Origin of the sequence: Sphingomonas trueperi (assembly GCF_040545665.1) — a bacterium.
In the GTDB taxonomy this organism is placed as follows: Bacteria; Pseudomonadota; Alphaproteobacteria; order Sphingomonadales; family Sphingomonadaceae; genus Sphingomonas; species Sphingomonas trueperi_B.
In genome coordinates this window covers 1-15,302 of the sequence record NZ_JBEPMH010000005.1, presented here as the reverse complement: position 1 = coordinate 15,302, position 15,302 = coordinate 1, and the positions used below count along the sequence as shown (strand labels likewise).

Here is a 15,302-nt window from a genome sequence, read left to right as displayed (position 1 = left end):
CCCTTTGGAAGGTGAACCTCATCCCTCCTCTCCCCCACGCCGGTATACTCTCTGGCCACCGGTCGCTCTGTCCTGACAATTGTAGGACCAGCGGGAGAATTCCCAAATTTGCTTGAGAATTATCGGCAACCTTTGCCAAGAACGCGAGCATGGTGTGACGTAGAAGTCACACATCAGCAAACGTTTGCATTTTGTAATACAAAAAAGGACGGAGGCATAACCCCCGCCCTTCCCTGTATTTTCTTGGACTTAGTTGCTCAGTAGTTCACGCCAAGGCGGATACCGGCGTAGCGTCGGAAGTCACGCGGCAGGATGACCTGGGTGGCGAGTTGGCTTCCCCAGTTGCCCGCCGAGTTCACCAGCGACGGATAATATTGCTTGTCGAAGAGGTTGCTTACGAAAATCGTGGCTTCCCAACGACGCTTGTGGTCGCGCACGCCCACGCCCAGGTTGAAGAGGCTGAAAGCCGGCTGGAACTGCTGCGGATCGCGCGCTGCGTAATAGACGCTCGACTGATACTGCCAGCTGAGCTGGGCGACGCCGTTCAGCGTTTCGGTCAGCGCTGGCGCGAAATCGATCGCGGCGGAAGTCTTCCATTCCGGCGACTGCACGGCGCGCGTGCCGTTCAGGTTCTGGAATTTCGGCCCGGTCGGCGTGTTCTGCAAGCAGCCTTGTGCCAGCGTCTGCGTCGGGTAGCATTGCGCGGCCGGGAACGAGGTGTAGGTGGCGTCGAGATAGGTTGCGGAACCGGTGAAGGTGAGATCTCGCGTCGGCCGCGCCGCTACTTCGAACTCCAGGCCCTTGGTGTTCATCCCGCCGACATTGGTGAGACGGAAGTTCGAGGTGCCATCCGGCAGGGGCTCGATCGTCTGTGCCTGCAGGTTGGTGTAGTTCGTATCGAAATAGGTGACGTTGAAGGTCACGTGCCGATCGAAGAACTGGGTACGGACACCGAATTCCTTGTCCTTCGACGTTTCCGGCTTGATCGGGCCGGCATCGGCGCGGGTCTTGTTGAAGCCGGTGGTCAGATCGTAGGTCTGCCCCTTGTAGCCGGTCGCGTAGCTGCCAAACAGCATGACGTCCGGCGTCGCCTGCCAGTTGAGGCCCAGGCGATAGGTAGTGGCGTTGTCGCTGGCATGACCGGCGAAGCTGGTCTTGGGGATGTTGTCGCGGAAAGTATATTCCACGCGCTCGTTCTGCGCCCGTCCGCCCACCGTCGCGGTCAGGTTCTTGATGAACTCCCAGTCGATCTGGCCGAACCCGGCGATCTGCCGCGAGCCTGCCGTCGCGTACCAGTCGGCCGCCGAATAGGCGGGGCCGCGCAAGAACGGGCGCTGGAACTGGGTGTTGGCATAATAGACGCCCAGCGCATAGCGGAACGCATCGGTACCCGGCGACAGCAGCCGAATTTCCTGGGTGAACATCTTCGACTTGAACGCACCGATCTGAAGGTTCTTGATCGTCTTCGAAGACGTATCGTCATGGTCGAGATAATCGTCCAGACGGAAGCGATCATAGTTGGTCAGGCCCAGCAGCTGCAGCTTGCCGATGTTGATGTCGGTACGCAGCAGGCCGCCGGCGCCCCAATATTTGGTGCGAGAGTCGTAATCGTTGCTGACAGTCTGGTTGCCTTCGCCGATCGTGACCCCGGGCAGGGTGACGGCGGTGGTCTGGCCCGGCGTGCCGCGCAGCAGTGCATTCGGCGCCACGCGGATGAAGGGACGGCCGACCGTGGTGTTGCCGTTCAGATAATTGCCCGACAGCGTGAACACGACGTCCGGCGAGGCCTTCCACTTCAGCTTGGCGCGGGTGTTCAGCGTCTCGCGGCCGTTGACCTTCTTGCCGTTGAACACGTTGAGGACGTTGCCGTCCCAGTTCGAATAGCTCGCCGAGAACACATAGCCCAGCTTGTCGTTCAGCGGGCCGCTGACGCTCAGATTGGCGCCATATTCATTGTCGTCGGTAACCGTCGCATTCGCCTTGATGTGGAAGTCGTTGGTCGGCTGCGTGGTCATGATCTTGATCAGGCCGGCCGAGGCGGCCTTGCCGTACAGCGTGCTCTGCGGCCCGCGCAGCACTTCGATCTGCGCCACATCGGGCAGGTCGGTGAAGGCGCGCGCCTGGAAAGCCAGCGCCGCGCCGTCGACGGTCACGGCAACGCTCGATTCCACGCCGATGCCGAAGGCGAAGGTACCGACGCCGCGCAGCGACACGTTGGCGTTGACCGGGTGTTCGGCCGGGCGGATGGTCAGCGACGGGGCGACCTTGCCGAGATCCTGGAAGTTGCGAACGCCCTGGGCTTCGAGCTGTGCGGGCGTCACCACCTGCACCGCGAGCGGCACGTTCTGGATGTTCTCGAAGCGCTTCTGGGCGGTGGTCGTGACGACGATCTCGCCGTCGTCCTGCGCCATCTTGCCGGCGGTCTGCGCAGCAGCGGCACCTGCAACCACGATGGTCGCGGCCGACGTGTCGACGGTCTGGGTCTGGGTCTGGGTCTGCGCGTGCGCGCTGCCCGCCATGCAAGCCGCAACTATAGCGACGTGCGCGACCGATACCTGGTAACCTCTCATTAATACTCCCCTTGTCCGGCAGGGTTATACCCGCAGTTCTTTTTTAGACAGCCGGACAATAGGTTCCCCGACACTCCGAGAAATATCGGGGAAACACGGTATGCAATCGTTTTTTAGTTCCCGTCTTGCTCATTTTGTTGCATCGACGCCACACTGACAGCGCTGCCACCCTCAACAACTAGCGTCCGCCGATCGTTACTTGGTAGCAACAAGGTTATATCGGATCGATCCAATTGCATACCTTCCGGCGTAACACGGACCACGACCCGATCGTCCCGCGCCTCTCCCTCCACCTGCCACCGCACGACCGCATCGCCGGTGCCGCCCGAATCTTCCATCGCTTCGCAGGTGAAGCGGCCTTCGCTCGGCGGGAACAGCCACCAGCCACGACGCGGTGCGCCCGGGCGCCAGCCGCCCTCCGCCAGATCGACCAGCATCGCCGATCCGGCGCGCGCGAACAGCGGCGGCGGCCCGTCGAGCGGCGCGGCGACGGTCACCCAGGCGCCGCCGGCAAAGGTTTCGCCGGTCCAGACGTGCGTCCAGTCGGTACCGGCCGGCAGATACAGCCGCCGCTCTGTCGCGCCCTGCTCCACCACCGGGGCGGCGAGCACATCCGTGCCGAGCAGATGCTCGTCGCTTTCCGCCCAACATTGCGGATCCTGGGGGAACACCGCCCAGGTCGGCAGGACCATCGGCATATAGTCGGAGTGATAGCGGTGGAGCAGGTCGTGGAAGAACGGCACCAGCCGCTGGCGGAGCCGCATCAGCGCCTGGATCGCCGGCAGCGCCTCCGGGTACATCCAGGGTTCGTTGACCGTGCGATCGTCGTTCCAGCTGTGGATGCTGAAGCGCGGCATCAGCACGCCCGCCTGCACCCAGCGGACCAGCAGCTCGGCGTCCGGCGCCGGCCCGGCAAAGCCGCCCACGTCATGGCCACTGTTGGACACGCCCGACAGCGCCAGGCCGATCGCCATCCGCGCATTGTAGCGCAGCGTCTTCCACTCGGTGCGGTTGTCGCCGGTCCAGGTCTGGGCATAGCGCTGCAGCCCGGCCATGCCGGCGCGGGTGACGACATAGGGCAGTTCGTCCGGCCGCGCCTCGATCTGCGCGCGGCGCGAGGCGCGCATCATCAGCAGCGGCTGCACCGGTCGCATCGCCGCGGCGGGCACCGAGGTGCCGAAGCCGGCGAAGCGGGCGCGTGCGTCCCACACTTCATATTCGTTGTTGTCGTTCCAGGTCGAGCGGATGCCGTTGTCGAGCAGCGCCGACTTGACCTGCGCACGCCACCAGGCCGCGGCGTCGGGGTTGGTGAAGTCGATATAGCTGCCGACCTCGTCCCAGAACTGCGCCTCGACCGGCTGACCCTCCGCGTCGCTCACGAAATAGCCGGCGGCGGCGACCTCGTCGTAGCGCGGGTGGCTGCGCAGCAGCGCGGGCTTGATGTTCGGCACCAGCTCGACGCCGGCTTGCGTGTAGCTCGACACGAACGCCTTGGGATCGGGAAACTTGTCGCGGTTCCAGTGGAACACGTAGCGCTTGTCGCCGATCGAGGTGTAGCCCGAGGAAAGGTGGAACGAGGTGCAGCCGATATCGTGTTCGGCCAGCTTCTCCAGAAACCCGCCCATCTGCGCCGCGGCGTCGGGCGCGTCGGTATAGGTCATGGTCGAGCCCGAATAGCCGAGCGACCAGCGCGGCATCAGCGCCGGGCGGCCGGTCAGCCAGGTGAAGCGCTTGGTCACCGCCAGCGGATCGGGGCCGGCGATCATCCACAGATCGACATCGCCGTGATCGGCGACCATGTGCCGGTAGAAGCCGTGGTAATTGTCGAGCTCGCGCCCGAAATCGAACGCCACGTCGGCCACCGTGTCGTAGAAGGCGCCGTGGCAGCGCCCGGCCTCGTCGGCGACCAGCACGTACGGGATCGACTTGTACTGCGGGTCGCTCGTCTCCGCGTCATAGCCCATCGGATCGAGATTGGTGAGGCGGAAGCTGCGGCCGGCGCGGTTGGCATCGCCGGTGCGATCGCCCAGGCCGTAGAAGCGCTCTCCCGGGCGACGGGCGACATAATGGTGCGCCTTGCCGTCCCACCAGCCGAAATCATAGGCATGGGTCGGCCGATCCTCGGCCATCGGCACCCAGTCCTCGCCGTCGCGCTGCTCCCAGCGGCAATGCAGCCCGTGGAGCCGCGCGGTCAGGCGGATGCGATCGGTCTCCAGCACCAGTTGCCCGGCATCGTGGGACAGCCGATAGTCCGGGCAGGTGAAGCCGGAGACGTCCATCCGGTCGCGGCCCGGCTCGGCGATATCCTCCTGCCCCGGCGCGATCGCCCAGCTCGGTGGGCTGGTGACGGTGCCCCCGGCGAGCAGCAGCAGCCGCACCATGTCCTGCTCGAGCACGAACAGGTGCGCGACCGCGCCGGTATCGGATTCCAATGTAATCCGCCCCTGCCCCGCCTCGGCGACGGTGAAGCGCGGGGGATTGGAAAGCGTGGCGCGTCTCATTTCACAGGCTCCGGAAGGCGAAGATGGCGCAGGCCGGCGATCAGCACGACAGCGCCGATGATGTCGAAGATGGAGAGCATGCCGAACAGCGGCGCATAGCCGACCGTATCGGCCAGCTGCCCGATCAGCAGCGAGAAGAGCAGCCCGCCGACCCAGCCGGCCTGGCCGATAAAGCCGTTGGCGGCGCCGACCTCTTCGGCAGTGAATACGTCGGCGGACAGCGTGTTGATCAGCACCGAGATCATCTGGTGCGCGAAGCCGCCGATGCAGAACAGCGCGATCGCGGAATAGGGGCTCGACACCAGCCCGATGCAGCCGGGCGCGATCATCAGCACCGCCGCCAGCGCGACGCCGGCGACGCGCGAGGCGATCAGCGGCAGGCGGAAGCGCTGCACCAGAAAGGGTGAGAGATAACCGCCCAGCACCCCGCCCAGATCGGCGGCGAGGAAGGGCAGCCAGGCGAACAGCGCGATCTGCTTGAGGTCCATGCCGCGCTCGGTGGCGAGATAGAGCGGGATCCAGAAGCTGAAGGTCTGCCAGGCCGGCTCGGCGAGGAAGCGCGGCACCGCGATGATCCAGAAGCGCGCTGTGCCCAGGATCTCGCGTGCCGAGGCGCGGCGGTCGAGCGGCTTGGGCCGCCCCTCGGCGATCAGCATGCGTTCGTGATGCGTGATCTTCGGATGGTCGCCGGGGCTGCGGTAGAACACCCACCAGGCGAGCGACCAGAGCAGCCCCACCGCGCCGGTGACGACGAAAGCCATCCGCCAGTCGGTATAGATCATCACGATCGCCACCACCGGCGGTGCCAGCAGCGCCCCCAGCGAGGTACCGGCGTTGAACCAGCCGACCGCCACCGATCGCTCGCGCGCCGGAAACCACTCGGCGATCGCCTTGATGCCCGAGGGGATGGCGGCGGATTCGAACATGCCGAGCAGCCCGCGGAAGAACACCAGCCCCAGCCACCCCGCTGCCAGCGCGTGGAGCATGTTGGCGACGGACCAGGCCGCGCCGAACAGCGCGAAGCCCGCGCGCAGACCGATGCGGTCGACGATCATGCCCGCGATCGGCTGCATCACCGTATAGGCGAGCTGGAAGCCGCCGACGACATAGCTGTACTGCTGCGTCGTCATGTGCAGCACGGTCTTCAGCTCGGGCGCGAGCACCCCCAGCGAGTTGCGCGCGAGATAATTGGCAATGGTGCCGGCACAGATCAGCCCGACGATCCACCAGCGAAGATGGGCAATACGCCGCATAAACCTTTCACTGCCCTCTCTGAACGGCTCCCCGGCCATTCTGTTCTTCGGTTTCGGCAATCCTGCATGGATTGGCCTGACCAATCAAGCGTCCGTCTGCGTAACCTTCACTTGCCCCGCGGCGCACGCGGCAGCGATCCCCGGATGTAGGAGGCGATCGGTGACCAAATGATCAACGATTCCGATCTCTGCGATCCGCACCGGCGCGGGCCTGCCGAACTTGGTCTGGTCGGTCGCGAGGATCACGGTGCGCGCCTGCTCGATGATCGTCTGCGAGACGCGCACCTCGTCCATGTCGAAGTCGAGCAGCGTGCCCTCCTCGTCGATCGCCGAAGCGCCGATCAGCGCGTAATCGAGCTTGAAGCCGCGCAGGAAATCCATCGCCAGCGCACCGACCACTGCACGGTCGCTCGCGCGCACGCGGCCGCCGACCACCACGACCTCTATCGTCGGCACGCCACCGAGAATGTCGGCGACGTTGAGATTGTTGGTCACAACCAGCAGATGGCGGTGCTGGACCAGCGCGCGGGCGATCGCCTCGGTCGTCGTGCCGATATTGATGAACAGGCTGGCGCCGTCCGGGACCAGCGCCGCCGCCGCCGCGCCGATCGCGGCCTTGGCCTCGGCGGCCACCTGGCGCCGCGCCTCGCGATCGAGATTGTCGACCCCCGAGGTCACCACCGCGCCGCCATGGACGCGCGACAGCATCGCCTGCCTGGCGAGCTGGTTGAGGTCGCGGCGGATCGTCTGCGGCGTAACCTCCAGCGCCGTCGCCAGCGCCTCGACGCTAACGCTGCCGGTGCGGCGGGCGAGTTCGAGGATCCGCGCATGGCGCCCCGCGACCAGATCGGGCAGGTCCTCGGCCATCAGGCCGATCGCGCCATCCGCCGGGGCTCGCCGCCAAGATATTCGGCGAGCCGCGCCGCGGTGCCCGGCGGCACGTGCAGCCCCAGCTTGCTGCGGCGATAGAGGATGTCCTCCGCGGTCACCGCCCATTCCTGGGCCCGCAGATAGTCGACCTCGCGGAACGTCAGCCCGCCGCCGAGATCGGTGCCCAGGTCGAACATCGTCATCGCGTCGCCGAGCAGCGCGTTGACCCGCGTGCCATAGGCGCGGGCAAGCCGCCGCAGCAGATCGGCTGGCAGGCCCGGGCGCGCATGCTGGAGATTGGCGACGAAGCGATCGAAGTCGCCCTCGGGCAGGTCGCCGCCGGGCAGTACCGCGCCTGCGGTCCAGGCTTGCCCCGCCGCGAGGAAGAAGCGCGCCAGCTCCGCCATCGCGTGCTCGGCGAGCTTGCGATACGTCGTGATCTTGCCGCCGAAGATGCTCAGCATCGGCGCGCGATCCTCGTCGCCGTCGAGATCGAGCACATAGTCGCGCGTCACCGCCGAGGCATTGCCCGCCTTGTCGTCATAGAGCGGGCGGATGCCGGCATAGCTCCACACCACGTCCTTCTCGGACGGGGGATCGGCGAAATAGCGCGCGGCGGTATCGAGGAGGTAGCGGGTTTCCTCGGCGCTGATCTGCGCCTTGCCCGGCGCGCCTTCCCAGACTTCATCGGTGGTGCCGATCAGCGTGTACTTGCCCTCATAGGGCACGGTGAACACGATCCGCCGATCCGGGTTCTGCAGCATGAAGGCGTGGTCGCCGGGATAGAGCCGGGGCACGACGAGATGGCTGCCCTTGACCAGCCGCAGCCCGCGATCGGCGACCACGTCGGGCACGCGCCCCAGCACGTCCGCCACCCAGGGGCCCGCGGCGTTGACCAGTGCCTTGGCGCGGACCGTGCGCTCGCCCGCGTCTTCGGCGATCGTCGCGATCCATTCGCGCCCCTCGCGACGCGCCCCGCGCAGCGCGGTGCGGGTGCGGATGTCCGCCCCCTTTTCCGCCGCATCCATCGCGTTGAGCACCACCAGTCGGCTGTCTTCCACCCAGCAGTCCGAATAGACGAAGGCCTTGCCCTTGGCGGTCTTCAGGCCCCGCCCGAACGGCGTGCGGGCAAGGCTGATCGTGTCGGTGCCCGGCAGCTTCTTGCGGCCGCCGAGATGGTCGTAGAGGAACAGCCCCAGCCGCACCATCCAGGCCGGGCGCGGCGACTGGGTCTGCGGCAGCACGAAGCGCAGCGGCCAGATGATGTGCGGCGCCATGCCCCAGAGCCGCTCGCGCTCGATCAGCGCCTCGCGCACCAGCCGGAACTCGCCATATTCGAGATAGCGCAGGCCGCCATGGATCAGCTTGGTCGAAGCCGAGGAGGTGTGGCTGGCAAGGTCTTCCTTCTCGACCAGCAGGACCGAAAGGCCCCGCCCCGCCGCGTCGCGGGCGATGCCGGCGCCGTTGATGCCGCCGCCCACCACCAGCAGATCGAAACGCTCGTCGGAATGTGCGGCCGCCATGCTTCGCCTCATGTTCGCTATTTTTCGTTTATAGCACCAAGCGAACATAAACGAAAGCGTTGACGCACGAACGAAAATCTACGAGCGTCCGAACGAACATGGGAGGGGCTTTGGTGGACCGGAATCACATTCTCGCGATCGATCAGGGCACGACCTCCACGCGCAGCGTGATCTTCGATTCGGCCGGCCGCCGCGTCGCCACCGCGCAGACCGAGTTCGAACAGCATTATCCCGACCAGGGCTGGGTCGAGCACGATCCCGAGACGATCTGGCGCGACGCGCTGACCACCGCGCGCGAGGCACTGCTGAAGAGCGGCGTCGGCGTGGCGAGCATTGCCGCGATCGGCATCACCAACCAGCGCGAGACGACGCTCGTCTGGGACCGCGCCACCGGCGAACCGATCCACCGTGCGATCGTTTGGCAGGACCGCCGCACCGCCGATCGCTGCGCCGAGCTCAAGGCCGAGGGCGTCGAGGCCGAGGTGCGGGCACGTACCGGGCTGCTGGTCGATCCCTATTTCTCGGCGACCAAGCTCGGCTGGATCCTCGACCATGTGCCGGACGCACGCGCGCGGGCCGAGCGCGGCGAACTCGCCTTCGGCACGATCGACAGCTTCCTGCTCTGGCGGCTCACCAAGGGCGCGGTGCACGCGACCGACGTGACCAATGCGTCGCGCACCTCGCTGTTCAATATCCACACCGGCGAGTGGGACGCCGAGCTGTGCCGGCTGTTCGGCATTCCGATGGCGCTGCTGCCGGCGGTGCACGACAATGCCCATGTCTACGGGATGACCGACCCCGAATACTTCGGCCTGCCGATCCCGATCGCGGGCATGGCGGGGGACCAGCAGGCGGCGCTGTTCGGGCAATGCTGCTTCGCGCCGGGCTCCGCCAAGTCGACCTATGGCACTGGCTGCTTCCTGCTGCTCAACACCGGGGACAAGGCCGTCGCCTCCGAGCACCGGATGCTCACCACCCCCGCCTATCGCATCGACGGGCGGACGTCCTATGCGCTGGAAGGCTCGATCTTCGTGGCGGGGGCGGCGGTCAAATGGCTGCGCGACGGCATCGGGGTGATCACCCATGCCCGCCAGACCAACGACATGGCGACGCGCGTCTCCGACAGCCACGGCGTCTACATGGTGCCGGCGTTCGTCGGCCTCGGTGCGCCGCACTGGGATCCCGAGGCGCGCGGGGCGATCTTCGGGCTGACGCTCAGCGCCACCCAGGCCCATCTCGCCCGTGCCGCGCTGGAGGCGGTGGCGTACCAGACCTACGACCTCGTCGCGGCGATGGTGCAGGACGGCGGGGTGCGGCCGGCGATGCTGCGCGTCGATGGCGGCATGGCGGCCAATGACTGGCTGTGTCGCTTCCTTGCCGACATTCTCGACGTCGCGGTGGAGCGGCCGGATGACTTGGAGACCACCGCGCGTGGCGCGGCCTTCCATGCCGGACTGGCGGTGGGGCTGTGGTCGGGGCTGGACGAGCTTTCGGCGATCTGGTCGCGCCAGGCGTGTTTCGAGCCGGCGATGGAAGCCGGGCACCGCACCACGCTGCTCGCGGGGTGGCATGATGCCCTGCGGCGGACGCTGGGGTAACCACAACTTCAGCCCCTCCCCTTCAGGGGAGGGGTTTGGGGTGGGGCTGTGTCTCACCGAGACCAACAGAGGTTCTGGCATCCCTCCACCCCAACCCCTCCTCCAAGGAGGAGGGGCTTAAGTGTTGTTTGACCCCTTGCCTTTCCCCACGACACAGCATAATACTGAACCATATGGTTCAGTATAGCAGCGCCGCGTTGGATGCGTCGTTCGCCGCGCTCTCCGATGCCACCCGCCGTGGCATCTTGGAGCGGCTCGGGCGGCAGGAAAGCTCGGTCTCGGCGCTCGCCGATGCGTTCGACATGACCCTCACCGGCATGAAGAAGCATATCGGCGTGCTGGAACAGGCGGGCCTCGTCACCACCGAGAAGGTCGGGCGGGTGCGGACCTGCCGGCTGGGCGGCCAGGGCCTGCGCGCCGAGGCCGCCTGGATCGACGGGGTACAGCAACTTTGGGACGCGCGGTTCGACGCACTGGACGGAATCGTAGAGGCACTCAAACGCAAGGAGCAGTCGGATGGGCCTGAGCATGCATGCCACCGCATCGTCGCGGACCAGGGTGGAGCGTACCTCCGACGTGGACATGGTCGTCCGACGGACCTTTGATGCGCCGGCCCGGCTCGTCTTCCAGGCGTGGAGCGACGCCGAGCTGTTCCGCCGCTGGTGGGTGCCCGCCTCGGCACCCGTCCGCCTGCGGACCTGCGAGATGGACGTACGCACCGGCGGCAGCTACCGGCTCGAGTTCGGCGAGGATGAAGGGCCGGTGCACGCCTTTTTCGGCCGCTATGTCGAGGTGATCCCCGACGCCAAGATCGTCTGGACCAACGAGGAAAGCGACGACGGCGCGCTGACCACCGTCACCTTCGAGGAAAGCGACGGCAAGACGCTGGTGACCTATCACGACCGGCATGGCTCGAAGGAAGCGCTCGACGAGGCCTTCGAGGGCATGGAGGGCGGGATCGCCGAGCAGTTCGATCAGCTCGCGGCCGTTGTTGAGGGGTAACATCTTTCCTCTAAGCCCCTCCCCTTTAGGGGAGGGGTTGGGGGTGGGGCATGATGTGCGAGCAATGGATTCGCTTCCAGCTCAGCCCCCACCCCAACCCCTCCCCTGAAGGGGAGGGGCTAAGGTAGCTCACAACGTCAGCGCGAACTTCAGCCCGAGCACGCCGACATCCTTGGCGTTCTTCACCCCGCCCGGCTGGTGGATCCACTGCACGTTGGGCTGCACCACCAGCCATTCCGTCGGCGACACGCTGTAGTAGAGCTCGGCCGCATATTCAGCGTCGCGCGCCGGCTTGCCCGCCAGCCGATCCGCGGTGTCGATCCGCCCGTTCACATTGGTCCGCGCGACCGCAAGGCCGATCACGTCGCCCGGCAGGCTCGGCGCGAGGCCCTTGTAGAACAGGCCGACCGAGACCTGGTTGTCGGTTAGCGACGTCGCCCGATCGGCGAAGGTCGCATTGGCGAACATGCTGAACCCGGTCAGCGACCGCCCGTCCTTGGAGGTGCCGGTCAGCTGCTGCTGGACGCTGGCGAACACGCCGTAGCGGCTCGAATGCTGGAGCGGCGCGAGGCCTGTCACCGCGCGCGGCTGGCGGTTGATGTCGAGCACCAGATCGTCGCCATCGGCGGTCGAGATCCAGCCGCCAAGCTTGTACGAGCCGACATGGCCCTTGTCGCCGCCCCGCGTCCAGCCGATCTCGGCGGGGAGCAGCACGCCGGTCGCGCCCTTGAAATGGCCGATGAAGAAGGTGCTCTCCAGGTTGCGCGGGTTCACCTCATAGGCGCCGCCCTGGACATAGACGCCGGGCGCCACGTCGACATGGACGTTGGCGCCCCATTGGCTGACCGGCCAGTTGTACCAATAGTCACCGACGAGATTGCCCGGCTGCGCGCCGCAGAAGCTGAGATTCTGGAAATGGCAGGAAAAGACCGCGAAATCCTCGCCCGGATTGGTGCGGCCCAGCTTCACTTCCACCTTGTCGCCCAGCTTCTGCTGGAGCCACAGCTGCGTCACGCGCACCGTCTGGCCGCGGCCATAGACTTCCTGCACCTGCTGCAGCGCGCCGAGGCCCGCGGTGGTGGTAAGATCGATGCCGCGGCGCCAGGTGACGGTGCCCTGCAGCGCCGCCCCGCCCCAGCCGACCAGCTTGTCGAGATCGAGCAGCGCGCCGAAATCGAACTGGCCGGTCTCGGCCACAAGGCTGCGATCGCCGCCGCTGAAATTGTACGCCGTTTCCGAGGCATAGCGGGCGGAGAGGCCGATGCCGCGCTCGCCCATGCGGGTGCGGATGTCCTGCCAGTCGCCGATCAGGCCGGGCGGCGGCGCGCTCTGCGTGTCACCGGCCAGCGACGAGGGCGAGGGATCGCGCGGGTGGAGCATGTGGCTGCGCGCGCGGCGCTGGGTATCGGCGCGCGGCCCGGAGCCGGCATCCGCCTGCGTCGCGTCGGGCTTGGGCTTGTTCAGCTCGTCCGCGGGCGGCGGCGGCGCGCCCACGTCCACCTGCTGCGCCAAGGCGGGTATCGCCGTTCCGAACGCCATGATCGCGAGCAGAGCCCCCTGCCCCGCGCGCCAACTCCCACGCTTCATTTTTCATCCTTTTATGTCGCGGCGCACCAAAGTGCCGAGTGGCCATTTGGTTGCGTTGCAGAGCGATCCCAGCTTCGGGGACTCGCAATCCGCGCCGCATAGGGGATGAAGCGCCCTAGCGCATAGGCCTGCCCCGAAAACCTATACCAACGGCTAGCCGATGCGTGTCAGGCGGGGAGGCGCAGCGTCTCCATGGTGCGGATCCAGTGCGGCAGCAGCACGTCGCCCGCGCCGCCCTCGGACTGGTGCAGCACCAGACCTACACCGGCTCGCGCCTCACTCGGCGTGATGCCAAACGCCGCCTTGAACGCGCGCGAGAAGGTCGACCAGTCGGCGAAGCCCCAGCCATAGGCGATCTCGGCGATCGACTTGCCGCGCTGCGCCGGGTCGCCCAGGTCGCTGAGCACCCGCTCCAGCCGCTGGCGCCGGATGAAGTCGCCGATACTGCCCAGCGGCGCGAAAGCGCGGTAGAGCGAGGCGCGCGACATGCCCATCGCGCGGGCGACCATGTCCGGACCCAGCTCCGGATGCGCAAGGTTTGCGCGGATGAACCGCTTGATCCGGAACAGCGCCGCCACCGCCACCGAGGCGCGGGGACCGCTCTCCTGGATGACGGGGGCGATCAGCCCGCCCATCATCAGCCCCGTCGCGCGCGCTACCGCCATCGCATCGTCCGCGCCTGCCTGGGGCAGCCGCTCGACAAGCATCCGGGCATGTTCGCCCAGCAGCTGCGCCGCCAACGTCTCGCGGCGCAGCACCAGCCCGTGCAGCCCATCGAGCCGAGGCTCGTCGAGGCCCAGCGCCCCGTGGTGGACCACCATGCTGATATTCTCGCAGCCGTCGGTGCGGGTGGCGAAAGGCCGCGTCATGTCGGCGACGCAAATGTCGCCGGGGCGGGTCACCGTCGCCTCGCCGTCGTGCAGCCGCACGTCGCCGCCGCGGGTGATGATCTGGACCAGCACCGCCTCGACCCCGGTCTGGGCGACCTTGCGGATATCGCGGTCATAGTTGAACCCGGCGCCCCACATCCGCGAGCGGCCGATCAGCACCGGGCCGGCGTTGAACCCGTCGAGCCCCACGCTGAAATCGCCCCCCACCGCCTCGCGCCGCGTATCGAAGATCGGATCGACCGACTCCGCATAGGCGTCGAAGCGCAGTTCGGGCGGCGCGTTCGAGAGGGTGAAATAGGGCACGCCGGGCGCTTCCGCCCGGACCCGCAAGTTCCGCTGTTGCTGCACCACCCCCATCTACCCCGTTTTTGTAACGCAAGCGTTGCAATTTGAACAGGGTTGCCGTCCCAGCGATGGACAGGAAGGGTCAGGGGTCGGGACTATCCGCCGTGAACGGCGAGCAGCACGGCTTGGTCGCGGGCTTGAACTCCATCAGCTCCACCCGTGTGCCGTCGGGATCGTAGAAATTGGCCTGCCACTTGCCGTCCAGGCCCATTTGCGGGCCGTCGTGCCGCGGGCTCAGCCGGTTCTCGCGATAGAGCGTGGTCACCGCCGCCTGCATGTTGACCACGCCCAGCGACAGGTGGTTGAGCACGCCCAGCTGACGCGCATCGACCTTGTCGAGCGTCACGTCCGAGCCTTCGCCCACCATCATATATTCCAGCCAGTCGCGCCCGTCCGGCAGTTGCTGCGAAACCCAGTCGACCTTGTCGGGGTGGAAGGCCCCGAACCAATAGGGGCGGAAGCCCAGCAGCGTGCGGTAGAAATCGTTCTGCTTCGCGCGGTCGTGCACCGCATGGCCGACATGGATGATCCGACCGCTGATCGCGCCCTTCTCCGCCGTGGTGGCGCTGCTGCCCGGCTGGACGAACTGGATCTGGTTGCCCTCGGGGTCGCGCCCGCCGAACCATTGGTCGCCGCCCTGCCCGCGCTGCACCGTCGTCAGATCGCCGACACCATGCGCGGCGAGCCAGGCGCGCAACTTGCCCGCATCGGCGGTGATGTAGCCGACATGGGCGAGCATGCTGGGCCCATGGTCCTTGGGCGCAGGCAGGACCTCGACGAACTGGCGCGGGCTGAAATAATAGCGCACGCCTGCCGGGTTTTCCGGGTCCGCGCCCTTCCGCGCCCCTAGCACCACCCGGTAGAAATGGTCTGTCGCCGCCATGTCGGTCGCATAGACGGCGAGGTGGGAGATGCCGGTGATCGGCGGTCGCGCTGCGTCCGGCGGCGCGGCGCCGATCATCGTCGCGGCGATCAGGCCGAGCGCGGCAAGCTTGCGGAACATCGGCATCGTGTCTCTCCCGGGGGGGGGGGGGGGGGCGATGCTTTCGATCGCCTTTGCAGGAGCAAAGCATGTGCGCGCGACGTGTCACGGGGGGTTCGGCGCGGGGCCCGTGCGGGCGCGGCGGAAAAGTTCGTGAGCCACCCTCACCACCCGCACGGCG

11 protein-coding genes are annotated in these 15,302 nt (G+C 67.0%); 3 read left to right on the top strand and 8 right to left on the bottom strand.

Features of this window, described 5'->3' with window-relative positions; genetic code table 11:
* Window positions 1-257: 257 nt before the first annotated feature.
* From ABIC65_RS15840 to ABIC65_RS15820, 5 genes are all read right to left on the bottom strand, one after another.
* Entirely contained in the window at window positions 258-2,519 is a 2,262-nt protein-coding gene (locus ABIC65_RS15840; RefSeq protein WP_354310052.1) for a TonB-dependent receptor, read from the bottom strand.
* A 164-nt stretch (window positions 2,520-2,683) separates the two neighbouring features.
* A complete protein-coding gene (locus ABIC65_RS15835) occupies window positions 2,684-5,071 on the bottom strand; it encodes a glycoside hydrolase family 31 protein (RefSeq protein ID WP_354310050.1) in 2,388 nt (795 codons plus the stop codon).
* Window positions 5,068-6,324: an MFS transporter gene (locus tag ABIC65_RS15830; RefSeq protein ID WP_354310048.1), complete on the bottom strand. Its 1,257-nt coding sequence runs from the start codon at window positions 6,322-6,324 to the stop codon at window positions 5,068-5,070. Before ABIC65_RS15830 ends, ABIC65_RS15835 begins: the two co-directional genes overlap by 4 nt.
* Window positions 6,325-6,408: 84 nt before the next feature.
* Window positions 6,409-7,191, bottom strand: coding sequence for a DeoR/GlpR family DNA-binding transcription regulator (locus tag ABIC65_RS15825; protein WP_354310047.1), 783 nt, complete (start codon window positions 7,189-7,191; stop codon window positions 6,409-6,411).
* Window positions 7,191-8,717 carry a glycerol-3-phosphate dehydrogenase gene (locus tag ABIC65_RS15820; protein WP_354310045.1) on the bottom strand — a complete coding sequence of 509 codons (1,527 nt, stop codon included), beginning with the start codon at window positions 8,715-8,717 and terminating at the stop codon, window positions 7,191-7,193. Before ABIC65_RS15820 ends, ABIC65_RS15825 begins: the two co-directional genes overlap by 1 nt.
* Window positions 8,718-8,830: 113 nt before the next feature.
* On the opposite strand from ABIC65_RS15820, the gene glpK reads away from it, so the two are divergent.
* The 3 genes from glpK to ABIC65_RS15805 all read left to right on the top strand — a co-directional run bounded on the left by glpK (window position 8,831) and on the right by ABIC65_RS15805 (window position 11,317).
* Complete coding sequence (gene glpK, locus ABIC65_RS15815; RefSeq protein WP_436286738.1) at window positions 8,831-10,315, top strand: glycerol kinase GlpK; 1,485 nt, start codon at window positions 8,831-8,833, stop codon at window positions 10,313-10,315.
* 173 nt (window positions 10,316-10,488) lie between these two features.
* The gene (locus ABIC65_RS15810; protein ID WP_354310043.1) at window positions 10,489-10,920 is read left to right on the top strand and encodes an ArsR/SmtB family transcription factor; all 432 of its coding nucleotides are present in this window, start codon (window positions 10,489-10,491) and stop codon (window positions 10,918-10,920) included.
* Complete coding sequence (locus ABIC65_RS15805) at window positions 10,898-11,317, top strand: SRPBCC domain-containing protein (protein WP_354310041.1); 420 nt, start codon at window positions 10,898-10,900, stop codon at window positions 11,315-11,317. The genes ABIC65_RS15810 and ABIC65_RS15805 overlap by 23 nt, the downstream gene beginning before the upstream one ends.
* 129 nt (window positions 11,318-11,446) lie before the next feature.
* On the opposite strand, the gene ABIC65_RS15800 is transcribed toward ABIC65_RS15805, so the two are convergent.
* The 3 genes from ABIC65_RS15800 to ABIC65_RS15790 form a co-directional block, all read right to left on the bottom strand.
* Entirely contained in the window at window positions 11,447-12,904 is a 1,458-nt protein-coding gene (locus ABIC65_RS15800; RefSeq protein WP_354310039.1) for a carbohydrate porin, read from the bottom strand.
* A 167-nt stretch (window positions 12,905-13,071) separates the two neighbouring features.
* Window positions 13,072-14,142 (bottom strand): helix-turn-helix domain-containing protein, encoded by a 1,071-nt coding sequence (locus tag ABIC65_RS15795; RefSeq protein WP_354310038.1) that lies wholly within the window; start codon window positions 14,140-14,142, stop codon window positions 13,072-13,074.
* A 79-nt stretch (window positions 14,143-14,221) separates the two neighbouring features.
* Window positions 14,222-15,148, bottom strand: coding sequence for a VOC family protein (locus ABIC65_RS15790; RefSeq protein WP_354310037.1), 927 nt, complete (start codon window positions 15,146-15,148; stop codon window positions 14,222-14,224).
* Window positions 15,149-15,302: the final 154 nt, after the last annotated feature.

Bases quoted from the DNA above. Each gene is read 5' to 3' on its own strand.
- ABIC65_RS15810 (WP_354310043.1), top strand. From the start codon at position 10,489: ATGGTTCAGTATAGCAGCGCCGCGTTGGATGCGTCGTTCGCCGCGCTC.
- ABIC65_RS15830 (WP_354310048.1), bottom strand. From the start codon at position 6,324: ATGCGGCGTATTGCCCATCTTCGCTGGTGGATCGTCGGGCTGATCTGT.
- ABIC65_RS15805 (WP_354310041.1), top strand. From the start codon at position 10,898: ATGGTCGTCCGACGGACCTTTGATGCGCCGGCCCGGCTCGTCTTCCAG.
- ABIC65_RS15820 (WP_354310045.1), bottom strand. From the start codon at position 8,717: ATGGCGGCCGCACATTCCGACGAGCGTTTCGATCTGCTGGTGGTGGGC.
- ABIC65_RS15790 (WP_354310037.1), bottom strand. From the start codon at position 15,148: ATGCCGATGTTCCGCAAGCTTGCCGCGCTCGGCCTGATCGCCGCGACG.
- ABIC65_RS15800 (WP_354310039.1), bottom strand. From the start codon at position 12,904: ATGAAGCGTGGGAGTTGGCGCGCGGGGCAGGGGGCTCTGCTCGCGATC.
- ABIC65_RS15840 (WP_354310052.1), bottom strand. From the start codon at position 2,519: ATGGCGGGCAGCGCGCACGCGCAGACCCAGACCCAGACCCAGACCGTC.
- ABIC65_RS15825 (WP_354310047.1), bottom strand. From the start codon at position 7,191: ATGGCCGAGGACCTGCCCGATCTGGTCGCGGGGCGCCATGCGCGGATC.
- ABIC65_RS15835 (WP_354310050.1), bottom strand. From the start codon at position 5,071: ATGAGACGCGCCACGCTTTCCAATCCCCCGCGCTTCACCGTCGCCGAG.